General features: G+C 66.6%; 29 protein-coding genes and 1 pseudogene. 27 read left to right on the top strand and 3 right to left on the bottom strand.

Features of this window, described 5'->3' with window-relative positions:
• Positions 1–2 precede the first annotated feature (2 nt).
• The 10 genes from pufQ (at position 3) to J1C52_RS07375 (ending at position 7,956) form a co-directional block, all read left to right on the top strand.
• The gene (pufQ, locus tag J1C52_RS07420) at positions 3–227 is read left to right on the top strand and encodes a cytochrome PufQ (protein ID WP_227427307.1); all 225 of its coding nucleotides are present in this window, start codon (positions 3–5) and stop codon (positions 225–227) included.
• Between the two features lie 114 nt (positions 228–341).
• Entirely contained in the window at positions 342–491 is a 150-nt protein-coding gene (pufB, locus tag J1C52_RS07415) for a light-harvesting antenna LH1, beta subunit (protein WP_121093707.1), read from the top strand.
• Between the two features lie 13 nt (positions 492–504).
• Entirely contained in the window at positions 505–678 is a 174-nt protein-coding gene (pufA, locus tag J1C52_RS07410) for a light-harvesting antenna LH1, alpha subunit (RefSeq protein WP_227427306.1), read from the top strand.
• A gap of 99 nt (positions 679–777) precedes the next feature.
• Positions 778–1,626 (top strand): photosynthetic reaction center subunit L, encoded by an 849-nt coding sequence (gene pufL / locus J1C52_RS07405; RefSeq protein WP_227427305.1) that lies wholly within the window; start codon positions 778–780, stop codon positions 1,624–1,626.
• Positions 1,619–2,542: a photosynthetic reaction center subunit M gene (gene pufM, locus J1C52_RS07400; RefSeq protein ID WP_227427304.1), complete on the top strand. Its 924-nt coding sequence runs from the start codon at positions 1,619–1,621 to the stop codon at positions 2,540–2,542. The genes pufL and pufM overlap by 8 nt, the downstream gene beginning before the upstream one ends.
• Before the next feature lie 14 nt (positions 2,543–2,556).
• The gene (pufX, locus tag J1C52_RS07395) at positions 2,557–2,787 is read left to right on the top strand and encodes an RC-LH1 core complex protein PufX (RefSeq protein WP_227427303.1); all 231 of its coding nucleotides are present in this window, start codon (positions 2,557–2,559) and stop codon (positions 2,785–2,787) included.
• A 197-nt stretch (positions 2,788–2,984) separates the two neighbouring features.
• A complete protein-coding gene (gene dxs / locus J1C52_RS07390; protein WP_227427302.1) occupies positions 2,985–4,910 on the top strand; it encodes a 1-deoxy-D-xylulose-5-phosphate synthase in 1,926 nt (641 codons plus the stop codon).
• Between the two features lie 35 nt (positions 4,911–4,945).
• Positions 4,946–5,563: an NADH:ubiquinone oxidoreductase gene (locus J1C52_RS07385; protein WP_227427301.1), complete on the top strand. Its 618-nt coding sequence runs from the start codon at positions 4,946–4,948 to the stop codon at positions 5,561–5,563.
• A 60-nt stretch (positions 5,564–5,623) separates the two neighbouring features.
• On the top strand, positions 5,624–6,730 hold the full coding sequence (locus J1C52_RS07380) for an AAA family ATPase (protein ID WP_370633248.1): 1,107 nt from the start codon (positions 5,624–5,626) through the stop codon (positions 6,728–6,730).
• Positions 6,727–7,956: a DUF2201 family putative metallopeptidase gene (locus tag J1C52_RS07375; RefSeq protein WP_227427299.1), complete on the top strand. Its 1,230-nt coding sequence runs from the start codon at positions 6,727–6,729 to the stop codon at positions 7,954–7,956. The genes J1C52_RS07380 and J1C52_RS07375 overlap by 4 nt, the downstream gene beginning before the upstream one ends.
• Here J1C52_RS07375 and J1C52_RS07370 read toward each other — a convergent pair.
• The 3 genes from J1C52_RS07370 to J1C52_RS07360 are packed head-to-tail and all read right to left on the bottom strand — an operon-like array spanning position 7,945 to position 11,825.
• Positions 7,945–8,628 carry a hypothetical protein gene (locus J1C52_RS07370; protein WP_227427298.1) on the bottom strand — a complete coding sequence of 228 codons (684 nt, stop codon included), beginning with the start codon at positions 8,626–8,628 and terminating at the stop codon, positions 7,945–7,947. The genes J1C52_RS07375 and J1C52_RS07370 overlap by 12 nt on opposite strands.
• 30 nt (positions 8,629–8,658) lie before the next feature.
• The gene (locus J1C52_RS07365) at positions 8,659–9,540 is read right to left on the bottom strand and encodes a molybdopterin guanine dinucleotide synthesis (RefSeq protein ID WP_227427297.1); all 882 of its coding nucleotides are present in this window, start codon (positions 9,538–9,540) and stop codon (positions 8,659–8,661) included.
• A complete protein-coding gene (locus J1C52_RS07360) occupies positions 9,537–11,825 on the bottom strand; it encodes a xanthine dehydrogenase family protein molybdopterin-binding subunit (protein WP_227427296.1) in 2,289 nt (762 codons plus the stop codon). The genes J1C52_RS07365 and J1C52_RS07360 overlap by 4 nt, the downstream gene beginning before the upstream one ends.
• Before the next feature lie 325 nt (positions 11,826–12,150).
• Here J1C52_RS07360 and J1C52_RS07355 point away from each other — a divergent pair, with 325 nt between their 5' ends.
• From J1C52_RS07355 to J1C52_RS07275, 17 genes and pseudogenes are all read left to right on the top strand, one after another.
• Positions 12,151–12,486 (top strand): hypothetical protein, encoded by a 336-nt coding sequence (locus J1C52_RS07355; RefSeq protein ID WP_227427295.1) that lies wholly within the window; start codon positions 12,151–12,153, stop codon positions 12,484–12,486.
• Positions 12,413–13,771 carry a DNA-packaging protein gene (locus tag J1C52_RS07350; protein ID WP_227427294.1) on the top strand — a complete coding sequence of 453 codons (1,359 nt, stop codon included), beginning with the start codon at positions 12,413–12,415 and terminating at the stop codon, positions 13,769–13,771. Before J1C52_RS07355 ends, J1C52_RS07350 begins: the two co-directional genes overlap by 74 nt.
• A 119-nt stretch (positions 13,772–13,890) precedes the next feature.
• Positions 13,891–15,099, top strand: a pseudogene (locus J1C52_RS07345) (phage portal protein).
• On the top strand, positions 15,096–15,338 hold the full coding sequence (locus J1C52_RS07340) for a GTA head formation protein, RCAP_rcc01685 family (protein ID WP_227427293.1): 243 nt from the start codon (positions 15,096–15,098) through the stop codon (positions 15,336–15,338). The pseudogene J1C52_RS07345 and the gene J1C52_RS07340 overlap by 4 nt, the downstream one beginning before the upstream one ends.
• A 14-nt stretch (positions 15,339–15,352) precedes the next feature.
• Positions 15,353–15,886, top strand: coding sequence for an HK97 family phage prohead protease (locus J1C52_RS07335; RefSeq protein WP_227427292.1), 534 nt, complete (start codon positions 15,353–15,355; stop codon positions 15,884–15,886).
• 104 nt (positions 15,887–15,990) lie between these two features.
• Complete coding sequence (locus tag J1C52_RS07330; RefSeq protein WP_227427291.1) at positions 15,991–17,205, top strand: phage major capsid protein; 1,215 nt, start codon at positions 15,991–15,993, stop codon at positions 17,203–17,205.
• 120 nt (positions 17,206–17,325) lie between these two features.
• On the top strand, positions 17,326–17,910 hold the full coding sequence (locus J1C52_RS07325) for a head-tail connector protein (RefSeq protein ID WP_227427290.1): 585 nt from the start codon (positions 17,326–17,328) through the stop codon (positions 17,908–17,910).
• Positions 17,907–18,245 carry a head-tail adaptor protein gene (locus J1C52_RS07320; RefSeq protein WP_227427289.1) on the top strand — a complete coding sequence of 113 codons (339 nt, stop codon included), beginning with the start codon at positions 17,907–17,909 and terminating at the stop codon, positions 18,243–18,245. Before J1C52_RS07325 ends, J1C52_RS07320 begins: the two co-directional genes overlap by 4 nt.
• Positions 18,242–18,649, top strand: a complete 408-nt coding sequence (locus J1C52_RS07315) for a DUF3168 domain-containing protein (RefSeq protein WP_227427288.1) — start codon at positions 18,242–18,244, stop codon at positions 18,647–18,649. The genes J1C52_RS07320 and J1C52_RS07315 overlap by 4 nt, the downstream gene beginning before the upstream one ends.
• A gap of 24 nt (positions 18,650–18,673) precedes the next feature.
• Positions 18,674–19,096, top strand: coding sequence for a phage major tail protein, TP901-1 family (locus J1C52_RS07310; RefSeq protein ID WP_227427287.1), 423 nt, complete (start codon positions 18,674–18,676; stop codon positions 19,094–19,096).
• Positions 19,096–19,407, top strand: coding sequence for a gene transfer agent family protein (locus J1C52_RS07305; RefSeq protein ID WP_227427286.1), 312 nt, complete (start codon positions 19,096–19,098; stop codon positions 19,405–19,407). The genes J1C52_RS07310 and J1C52_RS07305 overlap by 1 nt, the downstream gene beginning before the upstream one ends.
• Complete coding sequence (locus tag J1C52_RS07300) at positions 19,404–19,628, top strand: rcc01693 family protein (protein WP_227427285.1); 225 nt, start codon at positions 19,404–19,406, stop codon at positions 19,626–19,628. Before J1C52_RS07305 ends, J1C52_RS07300 begins: the two co-directional genes overlap by 4 nt.
• Positions 19,612–20,226: a phage tail tape measure protein gene (locus J1C52_RS07295; RefSeq protein WP_227427284.1), complete on the top strand. Its 615-nt coding sequence runs from the start codon at positions 19,612–19,614 to the stop codon at positions 20,224–20,226. Before J1C52_RS07300 ends, J1C52_RS07295 begins: the two co-directional genes overlap by 17 nt.
• An 18-nt stretch (positions 20,227–20,244) precedes the next feature.
• Positions 20,245–20,877 (top strand): DUF2460 domain-containing protein, encoded by a 633-nt coding sequence (locus J1C52_RS07290; RefSeq protein WP_227427283.1) that lies wholly within the window; start codon positions 20,245–20,247, stop codon positions 20,875–20,877.
• On the top strand, positions 20,874–21,746 hold the full coding sequence (locus J1C52_RS07285) for a DUF2163 domain-containing protein (RefSeq protein ID WP_227427282.1): 873 nt from the start codon (positions 20,874–20,876) through the stop codon (positions 21,744–21,746). The genes J1C52_RS07290 and J1C52_RS07285 overlap by 4 nt, the downstream gene beginning before the upstream one ends.
• Positions 21,734–22,174 (top strand): peptidase, encoded by a 441-nt coding sequence (locus J1C52_RS07280; protein ID WP_227427281.1) that lies wholly within the window; start codon positions 21,734–21,736, stop codon positions 22,172–22,174. The genes J1C52_RS07285 and J1C52_RS07280 overlap by 13 nt, the downstream gene beginning before the upstream one ends.
• Positions 22,175–22,181: 7 nt before the next feature.
• Positions 22,182–26,108: a baseplate multidomain protein megatron gene (locus J1C52_RS07275; protein ID WP_227427280.1), complete on the top strand. Its 3,927-nt coding sequence runs from the start codon at positions 22,182–22,184 to the stop codon at positions 26,106–26,108.
• Positions 26,109–26,126: the final 18 nt, after the last annotated feature.

The following is a 26,126-nucleotide window of genomic DNA, read 5'->3' as shown; positions in this document are numbered from 1 at the left end:
CCATGGCTGACTACACCGTGAATACCCCCAAGGCGCATCATCAACCTCGAAACGGGGGCTGGGAATACAGCTTCTATTTCACCGTCGTCTTCGCGCTCGCGTTGGTCGTCGGCCTGCTGACATGGTCGTGGCGCATCGTCACCACGGGCCGCCTGCCGCGTCTTGGCCCCTTGGGCCGCGCGCTGGCCGATGCCCGCGCGATCGCGCCGATCATCTACCGCAGCTAAGGCGCTGCGACACAAGAATTCCTGCGGGTTTCGGCCCGTGGGTAGGGTGGGGGGCGACCCCTGCCGACCCGGCCGCAGGGTGTGCGGAGCCAGTCTTATGATCCGGAGGATACTATGGCTGAAAATTCTGATCTGTCGTTTACAGGTCTCACCGACGAGCAGGCCCAGGAACTGCACTCGGTCTATATGAGCGGGCTTTGGCTGTTTTCGGCCGTCGCCATCGTGGCTCATTTGGCCGTGTTCATCTGGCGCCCGTGGTTCTGAGGAGGATTGAGAAATGAGCAAGTTTTACAAAATCTGGCTGATCTTCGATCCGCGCCGCGTTTTCGTGGCACAGGGCGTGTTCCTGTTCCTCTTGGCTGCGATGATCCATCTCGTGCTGCTGTCGAACCCGTCCTACAACTGGTTCACCATCGCAGCCGACAAATACGAGCGCGTCGCGCCCGAATAAGCCTAGCGCCGCGGGCATCGGCGCCAGCGCCTTTGCCCGTGGCCAACTTCACCATTCATTGACGGCCTTGACGGCCGCCGCACCTTAGCGGAGGGAAGCATGGCGCTGCTGAGCTTCGAGCGCAAATACCGCGTGCCCGGTGGCACGTTGGTCGGCGGAAACCTGTTCGACTTTTGGGTCGGGCCGTTTTACGTCGGTTTTTTCGGGGTCACGACCGTGTTCTTCGCGGTCCTCGGAACGCTCTTGATCTTTTGGGGGGCCGTGCTGCAAGGCACCTGGAACCCCTGGCTTATTTCAATCAATCCCCCACCCCTGTCCTATGGGTTGGGTCCGGCACCGCTTCTGGAAGGCGGGCTATGGCAGGTGGTGACCATCTGCGCAATCGGGGCCTTCGTGTCCTGGGCGCTGCGTGAGGTCGAAATCTGTCGCAAACTGGGGATGGGCTATCATGTGCCCTTCGCCTTCGGCGTGGCGATCTTTGCCTATGTCACGCTGGTTGTCATTCGTCCCGTTCTGATGGGTGCCTGGGGATATGCGTTCCCCTATGGCATCTGGACCCACCTCGATTGGGTGTCGAACGTGGGCTATACTTACGGCAACTTCCACTACAACCCGGCGCATATGATCGCGGTGACCTTCTTCTTCACCACAACGCTGGCGCTGGCGCTGCACGGCGCGCTGGTTCTGTCGGCGGCCAACCCGCCCAAGGGCCAGATCATGAAAACCCCCGACCACGAAGACACGTTCTTCCGTGACCTGATCGGGTATTCGGTCGGCACGCTGGGTATTCACCGCCTGGGTCTGCTTCTGGCGCTGAATGCCGGGTTCTGGTCGGCGGTCTGCATCGTGATCTCTGGCACCATCTGGTTCGACCAGTGGGTTGTCTGGTGGGATTGGTGGCTGAACCTGCCGTGGTGGAGCGATATCGCAGGAGGCGTCAATGGCTGAGTATCAGAACATCTTCACCCAGGTGCAGGTGCGCGCGGCCCCGGAAATGGGCATGATTGAAGGCGTAGAGCTGGAAAACCGCACCAAGGGCGCCGGCTTCTCGACCCTGATGGGCTGGTTCGGCAATGCGCAGCTTGGTCCTGTCTACCTGGGCACGCTGGGCGTGATCTCTCTGGCCACCGGCATCACATGGTTCGTCATGGTGGGCCTGTGGTTCTGGGATCAGGCGGGCTATAACCCGGCCGTGTTCATGCGCGATCTGTTCTGGCTGTCGCTGGATCCGCCCGCGCCGGAATATGGCCTGAGCATTCCGCCCATGCGGGAGGGGGGCTATTTCCTGATCGCGTCCTTCTTCCTGCTGATCTCTGTCATGACATGGTGGGCGCGGACCTATCTGCGCGCCGAAGCCCTGGGCATGGGCAAACATGTGGCCTGGGCATTTGCCTCTGCCATCTGGCTGTTCCTTGTGCTGGGCCTGATCCGTCCGATCCTGCTGGGGTCGTGGTCGGAAGCCGTGCCTTATGGCATCTTCACCCATCTGGACTGGACCAACCTGTTCAGCCTGCGCTACGGCAACCTGTTCTACAACCCGTTCCACGCGCTTTCGATCGCGTTCCTCTATGGCTCGGCGCTGCTGTTTGCCATGCATGGGGCGACCATCCTTGCTGTCTCTCGCTTCGGCGGCGACCGTGAGCTGGAGCAGATCGTGGACCGTGGCACGGCATCCGAGCGGGCGGCCTTGTTCTGGCGCTGGACCATGGGCTTCAACGCCACGATGGAAGGTATCCATCGCTGGGCGTGGTGGTTCGCGGTTCTGTGCACGCTGACCGGCGGCATCGGTATCTTGCTGACGGGCACCGTGGTGGACAACTGGGCCATCTGGGCTGAACAGCGCGGCTATCGTCCCATCTACTGATCGAGGAGGTCACAATGGCACAGCATGACTACATCAATGAAACGCCCGGCCAACGGCTTCGCAACTGGATCATGTCCGAAATGCTGCGAGGGGCCGGTTATGCCGCCGCGGTTCTGGTCGGGATCGGTGCGATCATCGGGCTGATCTGGGTGGTCGGGCAATTCCTGCCCGATGACAGCAAGACCGCGCCGCCGCCAATGCCCTACAGCGCATTGGAAGCGCCGGTTCTGACCGCACAGGTCTGACGCAAGGCCTAAGCGAATTGGGGCAGGGCGGCAACGCCCGGCCTGCCCCTCGAAGGGTTCGGGCCATTAGCCGGTCCGGACACGGGCCGTGACGCCCGGTTCCCTTTCCTGTTGGCGACAGGAAACTGGTGCCGTGCGGGCCTTGCCCCACGGCATCCTTTTTCATTTCCACGATCGCCGCTTCGGGAGGAACCGACATGACCGACACCACCAAGACCCCGCATCTGGACCGTGTCGCTGGCCCTGCCGATATGCGCGATTTCGACCTGTCCGAGCTGACCGCATTGGCTGATGAGCTGCGGCAGGAAACCATCGAGACCGTCAGCCGCACCGGCGGGCACCTGGGGTCATCGCTTGGCGTGGTGGAGCTGACGGTCGCCCTGCACGCGGTGTTCCGCGCGCCCTTCGACAAGCTGATCTGGGACGTGGCGCATCAATGCTACCCGCACAAGATCCTGACGGGCCGCCGCCACCTGATGCACACGCTGCGCCAAGAAGGGGGGCTGTCGGGCTTCACCAAGCGCACGGAATCGGTCTTTGACCCGTTCGGCGCGGCGCATAGCTCGACCAGTATTTCCGCAGCCTTGGGCTTCACTATTGGCCGCGACATGGGCCAGCCCACGGGTGACGCGATTGCCGTCATCGGCGACGGGTCCATCACCGCCGGCATGGCTTATGAAGCGCTGAACAACGCAGGCGCCGAAGGGCGGCGGCTATTCGTGATCCTCAACGACAACGACATGTCCATCGCGCCCCCGGTGGGCGCAATGAACAGCTATCTGAACCGCCTGAACGCGCCCCATGCGTCACTGTCAGAAGTCGCCCAAGGCTTTATGTCGGCCCTACCGCAGAGCTTGCGCGAGCAGGCGTTGGCCGCGCGCGCCCGTGCCTGTGGTGGCCCGCCCGATGCGACCATGTTCGAGCATCTGGGTTTTACCTATATCGGCCCCATCGACGGCCATTCCATGACCGACCTGATGGCCACCTTGCGCATGGCGCGCGACCGGGCCGAAGGGCCGGTGCTGATCCATGTGCGGACCGTCAAGGGCAAGGGCTATGCCCCCGCCGAGGCGTCGGGCTGCTGCTATCACGGCGTGTCGAAATTCGACGTGGCGACGGGCGCACAAGCGCAATCGAAGCCCAACGCGCCCAGCTATACCGGCGTCTTTGGCCGCGCCCTGACCGATGCCGCCGCGCGTGACCCGAATATCGTGGCGGTTACGGCGGCCATGCCGGGGGGCACGGGGCTGGACATCATGCAAAAGCGCTTCCCGCGCCGGGTGTTCGATGTGGGCATTGCAGAACAGCACGCCGTCACCTTCGCGGCTGGCATGGCGGCGAGCGGCCTCAAACCCTTCTGCGCGATCTATTCGACCTTTCTGCAACGCGGCTACGACCAGGTGGTGCATGACGTGGCGCTGCAAGGGCTGCCTGTGCGCTTCGCCATCGACCGCGCGGGGCTGGTGGGCGCGGATGGCGCGACCCATGCGGGCGCGTTCGACGTGGGCTTCATGGCGAACCTGCCGGGAATGGTCGTGATGGCCGCGGGGGACGAGGCCGAACTGGTCCACATGACCGAAACCTGCGCCGCCTATGACGACGGCCCCATCGCGCTGCGCTACCCGCGCGGCAATGGCGTGGGCGTGACAATGCCCGAGCGGCCAGAGGTTCTGGAAATCGGCAAAGGCCGCATCGTGGCCGAGGGCGAGCATGTGGCCTTCCTGTCCTTCGGCGCGCATCTGGCCGAAGTGCGGCTGGCCGCAGAGGCCTTGGCCGCGCGTGGCATCACCTGCACCATCGCGGATGCCCGTTTCGCCAAGCCGCTTGACCACGCGCTGATCGACCAGCTTATGCGCCATCATCAGGCGGTCATCACCGTGGAACAGGGCGCACAGGGCGGCTTTGGCGCCCATGTTCTACACTATCTGGCCAATTCCGGGCAGTTGCAAACCGGTGCCGCCTTGCGCACGATGACCTTGGCCGACAGATTTATTGAACAGGCCAGCCCCGAAGTGATGTATGCTCAGGCGGGGCTAAGCGCGCGCGACATTGCCGCCACGGCCTTGCAGGCGCTGGGGCTAGAGGCGTTTCCCGCCCAATCGCTCAGCGGCCTGCGTGCCTGAGTGTGAACGGATAAACAGGGAAGGAACGGTTTCAGATGGCGAATTCGGAATTCAAGAACGCTCCGCCGGTCTATGGTTGGGCCATAGCGGTTGCAGCTGGCGCGCTGATGTTCGGCGTTTCGCTTGTGATGCTGGATATTGGCGGAATCGCCGCAGTTGCGGTCGGGGCTGTTGTGGCGCTGATCGTGGGCGTGATCTTTACGCTGGCGGAAAGCAAACCTGCTGCCGCCCCGGCTGCGAAAACCGCACCTGCCTCGCCCGCGCCCGCAACGGTTGCGGCCAGCGCGCCCGCATCCGCCCCGGTTGCCGCAGTGGCCCCCGAAGCAAAAGCCGAACCCGCGCCAGAACCCGAACCCGCGCCTGCCGCAGCGGCCCCAGCCGCCGCGGATGTAGAACCCGAAAAGCCCAAGGGTCTGGACGCCCCCATCGGCACGGCGGATGACCTGAAGCGCATCAGCGGCGTTGGCCCCGTGCTGGAAGGCAAGCTGAACGCGCTTGGCTTCTACCATTTCTGGCAGATCGCCAAATGGACGCGGGCAGAGGTCGAGTGGGTCGATGGCTATCTCAGCTTCAAGGGCCGGATCGACCGCGACAACTGGATTGCGCAGGCCGCGAAACTGGCCGAGGAGTCGCCCTCGAAACCGCCCGCCTAAGCCTTGTTGCGCCATGGTTGCGGGCCATATTCAGGCCCGTGACGGTTTGGCGAAAGGCACATCATGGTCAACGCACCCCCCATCAGCACCGGCCGCGCGCTGGAGATGCTGCTTGCCGGCTGGCAGGCGCAAAGCGCGGACCAGTTGACCGCAAGCTGGATGCTGCATGGCCGCCCCGGCATTGGCAAAACCGAAGTTGTGCAAACGTTGGCGGCCCGCATCGGCGCGCGGCTGTTCGACCTGCGCCTGACCACGATCGAACCGCAAGACCTGCGCGGCTTGCCGTTTTTCGACATGGAGCGCCAGCGCACCGTCTGGTTTCGGCCAGAGGATTTGCCGGATGACCCGGCCACCCCCTCTGTGCTGTTTCTGGACGAATTGACTGCCGCCGCGCCACAATTGCAGCCCACGGTCTACGGGTTGTTGCAAGAGCGCCGCGTCGGCCCGCACCGCTTGCCCGACAGTTGCATGGTCGTGGCGGCGGGCAACACGGTCGAGGATGGCGCGATTGCCTATGAGATGGGCAGCGCTCTGTCGGACCGTCTGGTGCATCTGAACCTTGTGGCCGAAGCGGGCGACTGGGTTCAAGGCTATGCGGTGCCGCAGGGGTTGGACCCCGCCGTCATCGCCTTCATCCGCACCCGGCCCGACCTTTTGGATACCGGCGAGGCCGCGTTGCGTCGCGGCGACATGATCGCCTGCTCGCCCCGCTCTTGGGCGCGGGTCTCGGCGCTCATGAGGGCGCTGTCTGACCGGACATTGCGCAACACCGCCATTGGCGGCGTGCTGGGCGAAGCGGTGGCGGCGGAATTCCTGCTGATCGCGGATGAGATCGCGGCGACCGTGCAGATTGACGATATGCTAGATGCCAAGCCCAAGGACCGCTTGGCGCTTTACCCGCCATCCATGCATGGCATGACCGCGCTGATCTATGCGCTGGTGGCGCGGGCCGATGCGGGCAATATGGGCCAGTGCATAGAGATCATGGCAGAAGCGCGCCGCTTGCGCGATGCGCCTTTCAACGCCATGCCCTTGGCAGAGCTGGGCGCGCATGGGTTCGAGATGTTGATCCGCAAGGCGCTGGACAATGACATGGCTGAGGCGTTCCTCGACTCGCCCGCCTATGCCGCCTATGCCGAGGAACGGCGCGCGGCGGGGCTGGAATGACGCATTCCGCACGCGCCACCCGCGCATTGCAGGCGCTGACCGAACGCGACCCGGCGCTGGCGGCGCTGGCGCTGTGGTGCCAGCACCGCGATACTGAGGGGTTGGCGGTGCCCGCCGAAACCACCGGCACGGTCATCCGCTATGGCCCCGGTTTCACGGCGCTGCCTGCGCATGAACAGATGGGGCTGGCAGGCCATCACATTTTGCATGTGGCGCTTCAGCATTCCGACCGTATGGCGGGCATGGCCGCGCGTATGGGGGATGGCTTTGCGCCCGATCTATGGCAGATCGCGTCCGACTCCATCGTGAATGAGGCGATCCTGCAATCCGGCCATGCGCTGCCGCGTCCAGCGTTGACGTTGTCGAGGTTGCTGGCCGCGCTGAACGAACAAGGGGGCTTGGCCGATTGGGATTGCGAGCGACTCTATCGGCGCATGGCAGATACGCCAGAGGGCGCGGGCCGGGCGCGACGTCAGGCGCAGGAAGACGGGCAGAAGCCCGACTTGCGGCCCGGTGGCGGCGATAGCGGCGGGCAGGGCGCGGACAAGGGCGGCCAAGGTCAGGCCGAATGGCGCGCGCATCTGGCTCGCGCGATGGCGGCGGGGGCCGCGGCGGGCTTTGGTTTGGGCACTCTGGGGCGGCGCATGGCCGATCTGCCCGCGCCCCGCATCCCGTGGGAGGTGATCTTGCGCCGATTGCTTGCCCGCGCAACACTGCACCGACCGGAACCCGCGCCTTTGCGCCCATCCCGCGCATGGTTGGCGGGGGCCGGGCGCGCGTTGCAAACCAGCGCCCCTTTGCCACCTTTTCAGCCGCGCACGCGCTGGCAGGGCGCGGTCCCGCGCATCGTTTTGGGGTTGGATTGCTCGGCCTCTGTGAGTGATGACGGCCTGCGCCTCCTTCTGGCAGAGGTGCAGGCGATTGCGCTGCGGGCGCAGGCGTCTTTGCACCTGCTGACTTTCGACGAGGGGCTGCACCATGACATGGCCCTCGACCCCGCTACAGCGCGTGCAACCCTGCGCGGCTTGGACTTGCCGCAAGGCGGCGGAACCGATTTTCGGCCCGTGATCGCGCGTGCGACGGAACTTGCGCCCTCGGCGCTTGTTATCTTGTCGGATATGGATGGCCCGATGGGACCGCGCCCGCGTTTTCCGGTCATCTGGGCCGCGCCGCAACCCGACCCAAAGCCCGCGCCATTCGGGCATGTGCTGTCGCTAGCCGCCTGAGCGCGCGGCAATTATTGCGGCCAGCCGCGCATGGGCCGACACTTCGCGCGCATCCAGCCCGATGTCATGCAGCGCGATCTTGCGGGCGAGGCCTATCTTTTGCAGATCGCGCTCGGTCAGGGGCGGCTGGAAAAGCGTGTCCTCAATCAGCGCACGCTCGTCGCGGCTCAGGTCCAGAATGGCAGGTCCGTCCTCTGACTGCACCGACACCAGCGACAAGGGCGCGATGCGCAGCATCTCGGATTGTTCGATCACCAGATGCAGGCGTCCCGCGTCAATCCCGCGCCCGGCGGCGAGTTTGGTCAGGATGCGGCGCGCGCGCTCGCGCAGCAGGTCAAGGCCGCGTTCGGCCTCTGCCTCTGACACCAGCCCGGCGCGTTTTCCGGGCGGGACGCGCAGCAGCCGCGCCTCGACAAGGTAGATCAGGATCAACATGGGGATGGGCGCTTGCGCGATGGCGAGGGCGTACTCGCGCCAGATCAGCGTCGCCACCACGAAGGGCATGAGGGCGGCCATGTAGCGCAGGAATTCGACCTCGAACACCAGCCGTGCCCATAGCCCAAGGCTGCCGCCACGCGGCCAAAGCGCCGTGCGCCCCATGAACTTGCGCGGCACCTGCCGCATATGCAGCGCGCCCCGGTTGGCCACGGTGGATTTGGTGACAAGGAACATGCGTCATAGGTGCGGCGCGGGCCTTGCGTGTCAAGCGTTTGACAGATGCGCCACAAGCTCTGCCCCATGCCCAAGGCCGAAGATCCAGCCTTCCTCTGGCGGGGCATTGGCAGGTGGAGGCGCGAAAAGCCGGGGCAGGGTGCCTGCGTGGGTCATGGCCATGAAGGCCCGCGCCAGAAGCGACACCTGCGCCGCATCGCGCACCAGTGCCGGGTCAGCCGCGCGCACGGGACCATCGACCAGCGCGGTATAGGTTTCAACGAGCACGATGGGAGTGTCGGGGTCTTCGAACGGCCAGACCGCCACCGCGCCGGGGGCGGATTGGCGCAGGCGCGCCAGAACCGGCAGGCCGACCAGGTTTTGCGCGCCCACCGCGCCCGCGCCCGAAAGCTGCCAGCAGGATTTGGGGTAAAGTCCTTGGGCGCGGGCATGGTGTTCGGTCGCGCGGAATTCGGCCAGATTGTCGGGCAAGGCGGGTTTGCGGCGGGGCAGTCCCGGCACATCTAGCTTTGCGCCATTGCCCCAGAACGGGCCACCGCCGGGGAAGTGGGCATTTGCGCGCGCCGCGACCTCGCGCAGGTTATGGCTATTGCCGGGGGTGTCTTGGATATGCGTGCCCAACCAGTCCCAGACTGCTAAGGCCTGCGCACGCCCGGTCACGGTTTCGGCAAAGCCCGTGGGAAAGCCGAAGGACAAATCGCAGGCCAGAAGCAGCCGTTGCCCCTGTGCCAGCGTATCCCGCACCAAGGCGTGCAGCGCGGCCTCTGCCACTGTGCGGGTCGGGTGGTTTTCTGCCCGCGTGCCATCCGGTCCGCTCACGCCCAGCCAAATGGAATCGCGCCCCGTCTTGGGTTTGCTTGCCGCCGACCAGTCCAGAACGGCGATCCGGTCGAACGGCATCGCGTCGCTCAAGCCTGCGCCTTGGCCTGTTGCAGCCAGCCCCAGATGCGCTGGGGTGTCAGCGGCATATCGACATGGCGCACGCCCTGATCCCAAAGCGCATCGAGCGCGGCGTTCGACAGCGCGGCCAGCGCGCCGACGGTCCCGGCCTCGCCGCAGCCCTTCATGCCCAAGGGGTTGTTCTTGGACGGCACCGGCACGCTTTCGAAGCCGATCATCGGCAGGTCGCTGGCGCGCGGCATGGCGTAATCCATGAAGCTGCCCGACAGGATTTGCCCGTCTTCGTCCAGCGCCAGATCTTCCAGCACCGCTTGCCCAAAGCCTTGGGCAATGCCGCCATGCACTTGCCCCTCGGCCAGCATGGGGTGCATGAGGTTGCCGAAATCATCCACCGCCAGATAGCGGTCCAGCCGCAGCGCGCCGGTTTCTGGGTCGATCTCGACCTCGCACAGATGCGCGCCATTTGGGTAGCAACGGTCATCGAGCGTGATGCGCGCGTCATGGCGCAACAGGTCCGGCGAACCCTCGCGGCGGGCGATTTCGGCGGCTTCCAGCAAGGTGAAACGCTGGTTGGTGCCGGGAGCGGCGAAAATGCCGCTTTCAAATTCGAACGGTCCCGCGCCGGTGTGGCGGGCCAGAAAATCGGCAAAGGCCGCGACCATGGTTTTCGTCATCTGGAAGGTGGCGGTCGATTGCACGGTTACAGAACGCGAGCCACCGGTGCCACCGCCACGCGCGATCAGGTCGCTGTCGCCTTGGACGATCTCTATCAGCTCTTCTTCGATGCCGGTCAGATCGGCGAGGTAGCGGGCGAATACGGTCTCATGCCCTTGCCCGTTCGATTGGGTGCCCACGAACAGCCGCACGCGCCCATCCTCTGTAAATTCCAGCGCCGCGTTTTCCGAGGTGTCGCCCAAGATCGCCTCGACATAATAGGCCAGCCCCATGCCGCGCAGCAGCCCCTTTTCGGCGCTGGCGGCACGGCGCGCGGGAAAGCCCGCTGCATCGCCCAAGTCGCGTGCGCGGTGCAGAAGGCGGGCGAACTCGCCCACGTCGATCGTTTCGCCCATGGGCGTTTTATAGGGCAGCTTGTCGGGCGCGATGACATTGCGCGCGCGCAATTCGAAGGGCGACACGCCAAGCTCGCGTGCGGCCATGTCGAGCGTGCGCTCCAGAAGCGTGACCGCCTCGGGCCGGCCGGCGCCGCGATAGGCATCGACCGGGGTGGTGTTGGTGTAGACCGCCTGCACATGCATCTCTGCCGCCGGGATGTCATAGACCCCGGTCAGCACCTTGGAAAACAGCACCGTCTGGATGTTCTGGCCGAATTGCGAGTTATACGCGCCAAGATTCACGCGCGAACGGACGCGGTAGCCGATGATCTTGTGATCCGCGTCAAACGCCAGTTCTGCCGTGCTGCTCAGGTCGCGCGCGCCATTGTCGGATGCGATGGATTCCCCGCGCTCTGCCACCCACAAGATGGGCTGGCCGATCTGCCGTGCCGCCGCCGCGAGCGCGTAATGTTCGGGATAGACCATGACCTTCATGCCAAAGCCCCCGCCCACATCGGGTGTGGTGACATGCACGTTCTCAGGGTCGAGCGCCAGCGCCGCCGCCAGTTCCGATTTCAGCCGCCAAACGCCTTGGCCGTTGAACGCCATGTGCAGACGGGTGCCGTCCCACTCGGCCATTGCCGCGCGCGGCTCTATCGGGGCGGCGGTCACGCGGTTTTGGCGCACGTCCAGCTTGGTGATATGGGCCGCTTTTGCAAAGGCCGCGTCCACCGCATCGGCCGCGCCCAAGCGCCAGTCGAGGGCAAGGTTGCCGGGCGCCTCGGGGTGGATTTCCGGCCCGCCGGGGGTGAGCGACAGCGACACGGGCAGGTCGTCATAGTCGAGCGTGATGGCATCCAGCGCGTCCATCGCCGCCTCGCGCGTGTCGGCTACAACCAGCGCCACCGGCTCGCCCACATGGCGCAGGGTGTCATGGGCCAGAATGGGGCGGTGCGGGGCTGCGCCCTTGCCTCCGCGCGTGTCTGGCAGGGTTATGGCATAGACCGACGCGGTAATCCCCATGGCGATCAGGTCCGCGCCGGTGATGATGGCGCGAATGCCGGGCAGGGCGCGGGCGTCGTCGACATCGAGCGTGGTGATCCGGGCATGGGCCACGGGCGCGCGCAGGAAGACGGCGTGCAGGGCGTTCGCTGGGGCAATGTCGGCAAGGTAACGGCCTTGCCCGGTCAGAAACCGAATATCCTCGCGCCGTGTGCCGCCCTGAGATTTTCCGAATGCCTGCATGGTGATGCTCCCCTCGTTGGGGCAAAGGATAGGCGATGCGGGCAGGGGTGCAAGGGGGGCTTTGTTACGTCACCCGGTTGCGTGAGGCGCAGACAATCCGCGACCGCCCGAGCTGGGTGCTGGAAACCCGCGCCCGCCTGGGAGGCGGGCGGTCGCGGGTTGTCGCGCTGGGGCTCGACATCTTCAGCACTTTGGGGCCACGCCGCTCTTTCACAACGCACGGAGTCGGGCCAGCGCACGGGCGCGCAACGGGGTGTTCATGGCCGCTCGCTACTCTGCCCGCTGCGCCCTAGCGCAAGGGGGACCATCAGCACAGGCAGACCGAATGAGCACAAGCCACAGGCCCCCGGAAGGGCCGACGCCGGAAAACATGGTGTCCTATTCCGAGCAGTTGCTGGCCCTCAGCATCGCGCGGCTGACGCGGTTGCTGGAGGGTTATGACGAGATCACGCCGCAGACCGGGAAGGAGCTTGCCGAAGAGTTCCGCAGCCTGCGCAAAGCCCTGGAGATTGCTTACCATGAACGTGCCAATATTCAAAAGCTCAAGGGTCTCGGCCCGGTCGGAGGGGGCGCCGCCCTCGACCTTGATGCCGCCCGAGACGAGATCGCCCGCCGACTGGATCGCCTGCGCACTGCCGGCGGTGCAGCAGAGCTTTCTTGAGGGGTTGAGCGACAACGCCTTGGCCAGCCTGCCGTGGCTGTTTTCCTTCTGGGCCGCCCCGCACCAATTGCCCCCCGAGGGCGACTGGCGCACATGGGTCTGCCTTGGCGGGCGCGGTGCGGGCAAGACGCGGGCGGGTGCCGAATGGGTGCGCGCGCAGGTCGAAGGGGCGGGGCCGATGGATGCGGGGGCCGCGCGGCGTGTGGCGCTCTTGGCCGAAACCTATGACCAGGCGCGCGAGGTGATGGTGTTCGGCGACAGTGGCATCCTTGCCTGCTCGCCGCCCGACCGCCTGCCGCAATGGGAGGCCACGCGCCGCCGCCTGGTCTGGCCCAATGGCGCGATTGCGCAGGTGTTCAGCGCGTCCGACCCCGAGGCGCTGCGCGGGCCGCAATTCGACGCGGCATGGTGCGACGAGCTGGCGAAATGGCCGCGCGCCGAGGACACATGGGACATGCTGCAATTCGCGTTGCGGCTGGGCACGCATCCGCGCCAGTTGGTCACGACGACGCCGCGCAATCAGCCGACGCTGAAGGCGATCCTCGCCGCGCCCTCGACCGTGATGACCCATGCCGCCACCGAGGCCAACCGGGCGTGGCTGGCGGCGTCCTTCCTTGAAGAAATCCGCGCGCGCTACAAGGGCACGCATCTGGAGCGGCAGGAATTGGACGGCGCGCTTCTGGCCGATGCCGAGGGCACGCTCTGGCCCTTGGAGCTGTTGGCCCGCGCCCGCGTGCGCGAGGTGCCGGGGCTGACCCGCGTGGTGGTCGCGGTGGACCCGGCGGTGTCGTCGGGCGCGGGGTCTGACCTGTGCGGGATCGTCGTCGCGGGCGTGTTGGCCGAGGGGCCGCCCGCCGAATGGCGCGCCTATGTGTTGGAGGATGCGTCCTTGCGCGCGACGTCGCCCACCGCATGGGCGCAGGCAGCCATTGACGCCGCGCGCCGCCACGGGGCCGACCGCATCGTGGCCGAGGTGAACCAGGGCGGGAACCTTGTGGGTGAAGTGCTACGGCAAGTGGACCCGCTGGTGCCTTACCGCGCCGTTCATGCCGCACGCGGCAAGGCGGTGCGGGCGGAACCCGTGGCCGCCTTGTATGAGCAGGGCCGCGTGTTCCACGCCGGGGATCTGCGCGCGCTCGAGGACCAGATGGGGCTGATGACCGCGCAAGGCTTTACCGGCCAAGGCAGCCCCGACCGGGTGGATGCGCTGGTCTGGGCCTTGCATGAACTGATGCTCGCGCCTGCCGCGCGCTGGTCGCAGCCGAAGCTGCGTACGCTGGGCTAGGGGGATCTTCACATCCCGCCGTTAGGGTTTGATCCATGCAGGCGGGGGGCTGTCTGCCCCCCGCGCCCCCCGAGGATATTTGTCCAAGGATGAAGGGGGCAGGTTTTGGAGAAGCGGATATGTTCGATTTCCTGCGCAAGGGGCGTGCGCCCGAAAATGCCGGCGATGCGGTGGTCGAGGCCAAGGCGAGTGCCGTCGGCCCGCTGATGGCCGGACGGCTGGGCGCACGGTTGCCCGAAGGGGTGGGGGCCGTCGGCCAGATGCGCGACGGGGTGTCGCTGGCGCGTGCGGGCTTTATCGGCAACCCCGTGGGCTTTCGCGCGGTGCGGCTGATTGCCGAGGCCGCTGCCGCGCTTCCCCTTGTGCTGCAAGATGCAGAGGCGCGATACGAGCGCCATCTGCTTCTGGACCTGCTGGCGCGGCCCAATCCGGGGCAGGGACGGGCAGAGCTGCTGGAGGCGCTTTATGGCCAGCTTTTGCTGTCGGGGAATGCCTATGTCGAAGCGGTGCCGGACGCGGCGGGGGGCGTGCAGGAATTGCACATCCTGCGCGCCGACCGGATGCGGGTTATTCCCGGCCCCGATGGCTGGCCGGTAGGGTATGAATACCGCGTCGGCGGGCGGTCGCACCGCTTTGCCATGCAAGATGGCGTGGGGCCGATCTGTCATATCCGCTCGTTTCATCCGCAAGATGACCATTACGGCTTGTCGCCACTGGAAGCGGCGGCCCGCGCGGTCGATGTGCACAACGCGGCCTCGGTATGGTCCAAGGGGCTTTTGGACAATGCCGCGCGGCCGACGGGTGCGATTGTCTATCGCGGTGTGGATGGTCATGGCAGCCTTACGCAAGACCAGTATGACCGCTTGTAAGCCGAGATGGAGGCGCATCATCAGGGCGCGCGCAATGCGGGCCGCCCGATGCTGCTGGATGGGGGCCTAGATTGGAAGCCGATGGGCTTTTCGCCTTCGGACATGGAATTTCAGAAAACCAAGGAAGCGGCGGCGCGCGAGATCGCGATCGCCTTCGGGGTGCCGCCCATGTTGCTGGGGATTCCGGGGGACGCGACCTATGCCAATTACCAGGAAGCGAACCGTGCTTTCTACCGCCTGACCGTGCTGCCAATGGCCACGCAGGTGGCCGCGTCGCTGTCGCATTGGCTGTCGCATTTCGTGCCGGGCGATGTGACGCTGCGCCCCGATCTGGATCAGGTGCCGGCGCTCGCGGTCGAGCGTGACCAGCAGTGGCGGCGCGTGGGCGAGGCGTCTTTCCTGACCGATGCCGAGAAGCGCGCCCTCTTGGGCCTGCCGCCGCGACTGGAGGAGCAATGAGCGCGCGCCGTCAGGTCGGCGGCTCGCGGTTTCTGTATGACAGTTTCGAGGCCGCGCAGGCCCGCATCGACGCGCAGGAACGCGTGTTCGAGGCGCGCAAGGAGGCGCTGGAATTCCGCATGGTGCGGCTGGAAGCGGCTGTCGAGCGGCTGGAGCGGCGCTTGTGGCTGGCCGTCTATGGCGTGGCCGCCGGGGTTTTGATGCACGGCGCTTTGGCGCTGGTGCAGATGACGACATGAGAAAGGGTTAGCCCATGTTGGAATATAAATTCATCCGCCCCGAGCCGGGTTTGCGTGTCGTCGAAGGCCACGAGATTGCAGGCTATGCCAGCGTCTTCGGTCAGCGCGACCGGGGCGGCGATACGGTGGTGGCGGGCGCTTATGCCGGGTCGCTCGCGCGGTTGGCGGCAGCGGGCGAGAAGGTGCGGATGCTGTGGCAGCACGACCCCGCCCAGCCCATCGGGATCTGGGACGAGGTGCGCGAGGATGCGGTGGGCCTGTATGTGAAGGGCCGCCTCTTGCCCGATGTGGCCCGCGCGCGCGAAGCGCAGGCGCTTTTGGCGGCGGGGGCGGTGGATGGCTTGTCTATCGGCTACCGCACGCTTCGTGCCGAAAAGCTGCCCGGCGGCGGGCGCCGCTTGATCGAGTTGGACCTGTGGGAAGTCAGCCTTGTGACATTCCCCATGCAGAGCACCGCGCGGATTGATCGCAAGTCCGACGATCTGGACGATCTGTCGCTTCTGACCGCAAAACTGCGGGCCGCGCGGGCGGCGCTGGCCGCACTTTAGGCCCGTTGCGCGGCCAGCGCACGCTGCCTTCACCCGATCTTGGGCCGCCCGCGATAGGGTCATCCCAGATCATAGATCACCGTTTGTCATAGGAGAGACGACCCATGACCCACCCCGCGCCACAGGCCGCGGGCCAGCTTGCTGCGCCCGAACCGACTGACGCCCCAGAGACGACGCTGGAACTGAAAACCGCATGGAACGGCTTTGCCGCCGAGTTCGATGCGTTTCAGGCCGAGATCACACGCAAACTTTCCCAAACCGAAGAGCGACTGACCATGCTGGACCGCAAAACAGCCCTTTCCCCCGCCCGCCCCGTTCTGGACCGCTCTGACGCGGCCGATACCCTGCATCACAAGGCGTTTGACGCCTATCTGCGTTCCGGCAACGAGGCCGATCTGCGCGGGCTGCAACTGGAAGCGAAGGGGCTGAACACCTCTGTCGCGGCAGAAGGCGGCTATCTGGTCGATCCGGCCACGGCGGCGACCATTCGCGGCGTGCTGCACAACGCGGCGTCCATCCGCGCGATTGCGTCGGTCGTGATGGTCGAAAGCACGTCGTTCGACGTGTTGGTCGATCACACCGACATCTCTTCGGGTTGGGCGACGGAATCGGGCAGCGTGGCGGAATCCGACACGCCGACGATTGACCGCATCTCGATCCGGCTGCACGAATTGTCGGCCATGCCCAAGGCCAGCCAGCGCCTGCTGGATGACAGCGCTTTCGACATCGAAGGTTGGCTGGCAGACCGCATCGCGGGCAAATTCGCCCGTGCGGAAGCCGCCGCCTTCATCAATGGCGATGGCGTGGACAAGCCGCGCGGCTTCCTGAACCACACGGCGGTGGATGATGCGCTGTGGGATTGGGGCAATCTTGGCTATATCGCCACCGGTGCCGATGGCGATTTCGCCGCCACCAATGCCGCCGATTCCATCGTGGACCTGGTCTATGCGCTGGGCGCAAGCTACCGCGCGAACGCGGTTTTCGTGATGAATTCGAAAACCGCCGGCGCCGTGCGCAAGATGAAGGACGCCGATGGCCGCTTCCTGTGGTCGGACGGTCTGGCCTCTGGCGAGCCCGCGCGCCTGATGGGCTACCCCGTGCTGGTGGCCGAGGACATGCCCGACATCGCGTCCGACAGCTACGCCATTGCCTTTGGTGATTTCAACGCGGGCTACACCATTGCCGAACGTCCCGACATGCGCGTGCTGCGTGACCCGTTCAGCGCCAAGCCGCATGTGCTGTTCTATGCCACCAAGCGCGTGGGCGGCGATGTGTCGGATTTCAAGGCAATCAAGCTTTTGAAATTCGGCCTGAGCTAAGGCGCAAGTTCCCCGTCGCGTTCGCGCGCGGCGGGGTCGGGCGCGCGCCCTTGTGGCAGCCCTGTCCCCCGGTCACGGGGCCGCGCCCATCTGTTCTGTTTTTCACGCAAAGAGGCTTTCATGGACCTGACCCAGATCAGCCCGGTTCCGCTATCCGCCCTGCCGATTGCCGCCTTTCGCGAGCATCTGCGCCTGTCGAGCGGGTTTGCCGATGACACCACGCAGGACACGCTGCTGGAGCAATACCTGCGCGCGGCGATGGCCACGGTCGAGGCGCGCACGGGCCGCGCATTGCTGGCGCGCGATTTCACGTTGCGGCTGGTGCGCTGGCGGTCCGATTGCGGGCAGGTTCTGCCGATTGCGCCGGTCACTGCGGTGGCCGCTGTGGCGCTGGTCAACCGCGAGGGCGCAAGCACTCCGGTGGACCCGGCGCGCTACGCCTTGCAGGCCGATGGCCCGCGCCCGCGCCTTGTGCCCACGGGCAGCATCTTGCCGCCCATCCCCACGGGCGGGCAGGCGGTTGTCACCCTGACTGCGGGGTTCGGCATCTGGGAGGACGTTCCCGCCGATCTGCGCCAAGCCGTGTTGTTGCTGGCCGCGCAAAGCTACGAATCCCGCGATGGTGGCGCGTCCGAAGACCTTGATTTCGGCGTGCGCACGCTTCTGGAACGCTGGCGCGACCTGCGCCTTGGGGGGCGGGTATGAGCGCCCCGAACCTCGGCCGCGCGCTGGTGCTGGAAAGCCCGGTCGCCACCCCCGATGGCGCGGGCGGCTTTTCGACCACATGGACCGCGCTGGGCACGCATTGGGCCGCGATCGACGCGCGCAGCGGGCAGGAACGGCTGGGCGCGCTCGGCCCCTCGGGCGAGGTACGGCTGCGCATCACGCTGCGGGCCGCGCCTTTTGGCACCGATCGCCGCCCGCGCCCCGGACAGCGCTTTGTGGAAGGCCTGCGCATCTACCGCATCCTGTCGGTGGCAGAAGCCGATGCGCAGGGTCGCTATTTGGACTGCACCGCTGAAGAGGAGTTGCCGGCATGAGCTATCACCTTGCCCCCGCGCTGCAAGCGGCGATCTTTCAGCACCTGTCGGCGGATGCCGAGCTGGGCACGGCTCTCGGCGGCGCGATCTATGACGCGATCCCGCCCGCCACGCCGCCCGCAACCTATGCGCTGATCGGCCCCGAAGAGGTGACGGACCAATCCGACAAAACCGGCCACGGCGCAGAGCACCGGCTGACCATCAGCGTGCTGACCAATGCCACGGGCTTTCTGCCCGCCAAGCAGATCGCCGCCCGCATTGCCGAGGTGCTGGATGCGCCTGGGCTCACGCTCTCGCGCGGGCGGCTGGTGGCGCTGTGGTTCGACCGGGCTGAAGCCCGCAAGATCGAAGGCGACCAGACCCGCCGCATCGACCTGCGCTTTCGCGCGCGGGTCGAGGACTGATTTCAACATACGGAGGGCACCCAGATGGGCGCACAAAACGGAAAAGACCTGCTGGTGAAGGTGGATATGACCGGCGACGGCCAGTTCGAAACCGTCGCGGGCCTGCGCGCCACGCGCATCAGCTTCAACGCGGAAACCGTTGATGTCACGTCACTTTCCAGCCAAGGGGGCTGGCGCGAATTGCTGGGGGGCGCGGGTGTGAAATCTGCCTCGATCTCTGGCGCGGGGGTGTTTCGCGATGCGGGCACCGACGAGCGCGCGCGCGCCATCTTCTTCAATGGCGAGACGCCAGATTTCCAGGTCATCATCCCCGATTTCGGCATCATCGAAGGGGCGTTCCAGATTACCGGCCTTGATTACGCGGGTAGCTATAATGGCGAGGCCACGTTCGAGCTGTCGCTGGCCAGCGCCGGACAGTTGGACTTCATCATCGACGGGGGTGCCTGATGGCAAACCCCTATGCGGGAGAGGTCGAGCTGGTTCTGAACGGCCAGCCGCACACCCTGCGCCTGACCCTTGGCGCGCTGGCAGAGCTGGCAGCGGGCTTGCAGGGCGAAACCGTGCTGGATCTGGTCACGCGGCTGGAAAGCGGCCAGATCGCCAGCCGTGACGTGCTGGCGATCATCGTGGCGGGCTTGCGCGGGGGCGGCTGGCAGGGGCAGGCGGCGGACCTGATGACGGTCGAGATCGCGGGCGGTATGCCCGCCTGCGCCCGCGCCGCGGCCTTGGCCCTTGCCCGCGCCTTTGCAGCGCCATGACCCACAACACGACCGCGCTCGACTGGCCTGCGCTGATGCGGCTGGGTTTGCGCCAGTTGCGCCTGCATCCGCGTGATTTCTGGGCGCTGACGCCTGCGGAACTGCTTTTGATGGCGGGGCTCGATGCCAGTGCCGGGCCGCTGACCCGTGCGCGGCTGGACGATCTGGCCGCGCGCTACCCCGACACCGTGAAAGGACAGAGCGATGGCAACCCCCTCTGAGTTCGAGCAACAGATCGCGGCGCTTGAATTGCGCTTGGGCCAGGCCAACAGCTTGGTCGCGGAATTCGACAGCGAATTGGCCAATCTGGGCCGGTCGATGACCTTCACCTCGCGCGAGGTGGACGGGTTGTCGCGCAATTTCGCGGGCGGTTTGCGGCGCGCGTTCGACGGCGTGATCTTCGACGGGATGCGCCTGCAAGACGCGCTGCGCGGCATTGCCCAGACCATGATCGACAGCGTCTATAACGCCGCGATGAAGCCGGTGCAGACCGCGCTTGGCGGCTTTCTGGCGCAAGGCGTAAGCGGTGCGATGTCGTCCATTCTGCCCTTCGCGCAGGGTGGCGTCATCAGCCAGGCGACCGCGTTTCCCATGCGCGGCGGCACCACAGGCCTGATGGGCGAGGCGGGGCCGGAAGCGATCCTGCCGCTGCAACGCGGCGCGGACGGGCGGCTTGGCGTGCGCGCGGGCGGCGGCGGGCAGCCGGTGAATGTGACCTTCAACATCTCGACCCCCGATGTGGCGGGGTTCGAACGCTCGCAAACGCAGATCGCGGCGCAGATGGCGCGGCTGTTGTCGCGCGGCCAACGCAACGCTTGAAGATAGGGGAACAAGCCCATGGCTTTCCACGAAATTCGCTTTCCAGCCAATCTGAGTTTCGGCGCGCTTGGCGGGCCCGAGCGGCGCACGGAGATTGTCGAACTGGCCAATGGATTCGAGGAGCGCAACACGCCGTGGTCGGCCTCGCGCCGCCGTTATGACGCGGGCGCGGGCCTGCGCGCGCTGGACGATCTGGAAGCCATGATCGCCTTTTTCGAGGCCCGCCAAGGCCGCCTGCACGGGTTTCGCTGGAAGGATTGGTCGGATTATCGCTCTGCCATGGCATCCAGCCCCATCACCGCCTTTGACCAGTTGATCGGCACGGGCGACGGCGTGACGCGCGCGTTCCAGTTGCGCAAGGCCTATGCGTCGGGCGCGCAGACCGTCTACCGCACCATCACCAAGCCCGTCGCGGGCAGCGTGTTGGCGGGCGTGGGCCAGACCGCGCTGACCTTGGGCGATGACTACACGGTCGACACAGCCACCGGGCGCGTGACCTTCACCCGCCCGCCGGATGTGGGCGCAGAGGTGCGCGCGGGTTTCGAGTTCGACGTGCCGGTGCGGTTTGACACCGACCTTGTGCAGGTCTCTGTCGCTAGCTTCAAGGCGGGCAGCCTGCCTTCGGTTCCGGTGCTGGAGGTGCGGCAATGACCCTTGCAGAGCATCTGGCAACGGGCACGACCACGGTCGCGCGCGCCTGGGCGCTGGTCCGCGCCGATGGGCAGACCCTTGGCTTTACCGACCATGACCGCGACATGCGGTTTCAGGGCATCACCTTTCGCGCCGAAGCGGGGTTGACCGCGCGCGCGCTGGAACAGGTGACAGGGCTGGCGGTGGACAATTCCGAAGCCGTGGGCGCGCTGCGCGATGCGGGCCTGACAGAGGCCGACATTCTGGCGGGCCGCTATGACGGTGCCGAGCTGACGATATGGGAAGTGAACTGGCAGGACGTGGCCGAGCGCCGCGTGCTGTTTCGCGGCTCGCTTGGCGAGATCACGCGCAGCGGCGCGGCGTTCCGGGCCGAGCTGCGCGGCCTGTCCGAGGCCTTGGGCCAACAGGGCGGGCGGGTCTATCACGCGTCCTGCTCTGCCGTGCTGGGTGACGGCGCGTGCCGGTTCGACACGGGCCAGACCGGGTTCTCGGCAGAGGTTGCACTCGCCGGGATGGCCGAAGATGTGCTGCTGTTCGACGGTTTGGACAGTTTCACCCCCGGCTGGTTCACGCATGGCCGCATCACGGCGCTGTCGGGCGCGGCCGAAGGGCTAGTCGCGCTGATCCGGCTCGACCGCGCCCAAGGCGCGCGCCGCCAGATCACGCTGTGGGACAGTTTGCGCGCGCCGGTGGCGACGGGCGATCTGTTCCGGCTGGAAGCGGGCTGCGACAAGCAAGCCGCCACTTGCCGCAACAAGTTCGCCAATTTCCTGAATTTCCGCGGCTTCCCGCATATCCCCGGCGAGGACTGGCTGACCGCCTATCCCAAGGCGGGCGCGGCCAATACCGGTGGCCCATGGCGGCGCTGACGCGCGATCCGGTGGCGCTGGCCATGGACTGGCTTGGCACGCCCTATTGCCATAGGGCTAGCCGCCTTGGCGTGGGCGCGGATTGCCTTGGGCTGATCCGGGGCATCTGGCGCGCGCGCTACGGGGCAGAGGCCGAACTGCCGCCCCCCTATAGCCCGACATGGGCCGAAGCCGGCGCGGGAGAGCCGCTTCTGGACGCGCTTCGCCGCCATATGTGGCCCGCAGATGCGCCCGCCGATGGGCAGGTGCTGCTGTTTCGACTGGCCCCCAATGCGCGGGCCAAGCATCTGGGTGTGCAATGCGATGGCGGGCAGGGCTTTATCCATGCCTGCCCGCGCGCGGGCGTTGTGCGTGCCCCCCTCAGCCGCCCTTGGGCGCGGCGCATCATCGCGCGGTTCGAATTTCCGCCCGTGCCAGACAATGAATAGGTGATCCATGGCAACTCTTGTCCTTTCCGCCGTCGGTGCGGCTGTCGGCTCCAGCTTTGGCGGGGCCGTGCTTGGCCTGTCGGGCATGGTCATCGGGCGCGCGGTGGGGGCCACGCTGGGCCGCGTGATCGACCAGCGCCTGATGGGCGGCGGCAGTCAGGTCATCGAGCAGGGCCGTATCGAGCGGCTGCGCGTGACCGGCGCGCTCGATGGCGCGCCCGTGCCCTTGGTCTGGGGTCGCGTGCGGCTGGGCGGGCAGGTCATCTGGTCGACCCAGTTCGCCGAGAGCGTGACCGAATCCGGCGGGGGCGGCAAATTCGTGCGCAGGCCCACGGTGCGCGAGTTCAGCTATTCCATCTCTGTCGCGGTGGCGCTGTGCGAAGGGCCGATCCTTGGCATCGGCCGTATCTGGGCCGATGGGCAGGAAATCGCGCCGTCGGATTTGAACATCCGCCTCTATGACGGGTCAGAGGACCAGTTGCCCGACCCGCTGATCGACGCGGTGGAAGGCGCGGGCAACGCGCCGGCCTATCGCGGTATTGCCTATGTCGTGATCGAGGATCTGGAGCTGGGCGCTTTCGGCAACCGGGTGCCGCAATTCTCGTTCGAGGTGATGCGCGCGGTCGCCGCCCCGGACGGGATGACGGGCCAGGTGCAGGGCGTGGCGCTTATGCCCGGCACGGGCGATTTCACCTATGCGACCACGCCGGTTTTCACGCAAGAGCGGCAGCCCGGCTTTCAATGGCCGCCCCTTGTCGCCGGGCTGTTGGAGCAAGCCGACACGCCCATGAACCTGAACACACCCACCGGCCAGCCAGATATTCTGGCCGGGCTGGACGCGTTGGCGCGCGAATTGCCCAACTGCCAATCGACCGTGATGGTGGTGTCGTGGTTCGGCTCTGACCTGCGCGCGGGCGAGTGCCAGATCGAACCCAAGGTCGAATTCCCCGATCGCGACGCCCCGGATTACCCGTGGTCTGTCGCGGGCCGTGTCGCGGCGGAAACACCGCAGGTGCCCTTGCTGAACGATGCGCCCGTCTATGGCGGCACCCCCTCTGACCGCGCGGTGATAGAGGCCATCGCGGCCTTGCAGGCGCGTGGCCAGAAGGTCGTCTATTACCCGTTCATCCTGATGGAACAGCTTGCGGGCAACGGCCTGCCCGACCCCTATTCCGACGCCACCGACCAGCCGGTTCTGCCATGGCGCGGGCGGATCACCACGTCCAAGGCACCGGGTCAGGATGGCAGCCCCGACGGCACCCCCGCCGCACAGGGCGAAGTCGCGGCCTTCTTCGGCACCGCAACCGCCGCCGATTTCACCATCTCGCCCGGCGCGGTCAGCTATAGCGGCCCGCAAGCCTGGCGCTACCGCCGTTTCATCCTGCACCAAGCGGCCCTTTGTGCCGCCGCGGGCGGGGTCGACGCGTTTTGCATCGGGTCGGAAATGCGCGGGCTGACGCAGATCCGGGGCGCGAATAACAGCTTCCCGGCAGTCGCCGCCCTGCGCGCGCTGGCCGCCGAGGTGCGCGCGCTTCTGGGGCCAGAGACCAAGATCACCTATGCCGCCGACTGGTCGGAATATTTCGGCTATATCACGCCCGAGGGCGACCGCTTCTTCCATCTGGACCCGCTTTGGGCCGACCCCAATATCGACGTGATCGGCATTGACAATTACATGCCGCTGTCGGATTGGCGCGATGGCACCGACCATGCCGATGCCGATTGGGGTAGCATCTACAACCTTGACTACCTGACCGCCAATGTCGCGGGCGGCGAGGGGTATGACTGGTTCTATGCCAGCCAGCTTGACCGTGAACAGCAGCGCCGCACCCCCATCCGCGACGACAGCGAATGGGGCGAGGACTGGATCTGGCGCTACAAGGATATTCGCGGCTGGTGGGAAAACGACCATCACGACCGGGTGGGCGGTGTGCGCGCGGCCCAGAAAACCGCGTGGGAGCCGCGCTCGAAGCCCATCTGGTTCACCGAGTACGGCTGTGCGGCCATCGACCGGGGCACCAACCAGCCCAACGTCTTTCTGGACCCGAAATCGTCGGAAAGCTTCGCGCCCTATTTCTCGCGCGGCTGGCGAGATGACACGATCCAGATGCAATATGTGCGCGCCACCCATCGCTACTGGTCACGCCCCGCCAATAACCCGACCTCGGAATTCTACGGCGGGCGCATGGTGGACATGTCGCGCGCCCATCTTTGGGCATGGGACGCGCGGCCCTATCCGTGGTTTCCCGCCAACACGGCGCTGTGGGCCGATGGCGCGAACTGGCTGCGCGGGCATTGGGTGACGGGGCGCGCGACGGCGCAACCGCTCGATGCGGTGATTGCCGAGATTTGCGCGCGCGCCGGGCTGGGGCCGGTCGATGTGACCCGCGTGCATGGCGTGGTGCGCGGCATGGCCGTGGCCTCTACCGATGCGCCGCGCGCGATGTTGCAATCGCTCATGCTGGCTTACGGTATTGATGCCGTGGAACGCGACGGGCAGTTGCGCTTCATCTCTCGTGACGGGCGCGCGGTGGCGCAGATCGGGATGGATGCCCTTGTGCGCGCCGATGGCGGCGAGTTGACCCGCATTCGCGCGCCGCAAGCCGAAGATGCGGGCCGGGTGCGGCTGGGCTATGTCACCGAAGGGGGCGATTTCGACCTGCGCACCGCCGAAGCCGTCTTTCCCGATGCCAGCGCCGCGCGCGCGTCCGGCTCTGACCTGCCTCTGGTGCTGCCCGATGGCGAGGCGCGGCTGATCGCGGAACGCTGGCTGACAGAGGCGCGCGTCGCCCGCGACACGGCACGCTTCGCGCTGCCGCCGTCCTCTGGCTTGGGCGCGGGCGACGTGGTCGAGATCGTGACGGATACGGGCCAATCGCTTTGGCGCATCGACCGTACCACCCTGTCCGGCCCGCGCGAGATGGAAGCCACGCGGGTGGAACCGGGCGTCTATGGCTTTGGCGACACGGGCGGCGGCATGGGCGTGGCCAGCTACACCGCACCCGGTCCCGTGCAACCCGTGGTGCTGGACCTGCCGCTGCTGCCGGGGGCCGAGCAGGACCACGCGCCATGGCTGGGCGTCGCGGCCCGCGCCTGGCCCGGTGCCGTGGCCCTGCATCATGCGACGGGCGAGGATACGTTCGAGCTGTCGGCCCTCATCGCGGCCCCCGTGCGCCTTGGTGTGACGCAAAGCGCCTTGCCCGCCGCCGCGAGCGGGCGCTGGGACGAAGGTCCGGCGCTGATCGTACGGATGCTGCGCGGAAGCTTGGCGTCTGCCAGCCCGCTGGATGTGTTGGGTGGTGCGAACCGGCTGGCAATCGGGCAGGGCGAAGAGTGGGAGATCTTCCAATTCGCCGAGGCCGAGCTGGTCGCGCCCGATACCTACGCCCTGCGCAGCCGGCTGCGGGGCCAACAGGGCACGGACGCGGTCATGCCGCTGGACTGGCCCGAGGGGTCGCTTGTGGTCGTGCTGGATGATCGCCTTGGCCAGATTACGCTGCCGCGCGATGCGCTGGGGGTGGAGCGCAGCTACCGCATCGGCCCGGCGGCCCGACCGCTTGACGATGCAAGCCAGCGCGATTTCACCCTGACCGCGCGCGGCGTGGGCCTGCGCCCGTACCGCCCGGCGCATCTGCGCGCGCGCCCCGATGGGGCGGGCGGGCTGGATGTGACATGGATCCGGCGCACCCGTGAAGGGGGCGATCCGTGGGGCACGAGCGAGGTGCCGCTTGCGGAAGCCTATGAGCGCTATGCCCTGCGGGTGCGGCTGGGCACCCAAGTGCTGCGCGAGGAAATGCTGGATCGCCCGGAATACGCCTATACAGCGGCGATGCTGTCCGCCGATGGGGCCGGGGTGGCCTTTGCCATCGAGGTGGCGCAAGTGTCGGACATTTTCGGCCCCGGACCTTTCGCGCGGGTCGAGGTGGTTCTGTGAGCGCGCGCGCCGGGGCGC

Origin of the sequence: Roseibaca sp. Y0-43, assembly GCF_020667835.1 — a bacterium.
In the GTDB taxonomy this organism is placed as follows: domain Bacteria; phylum Pseudomonadota; class Alphaproteobacteria; order Rhodobacterales; family Rhodobacteraceae; genus Roseinatronobacter.
This window is presented reverse-complemented; position numbering and strand designations above follow the sequence as displayed.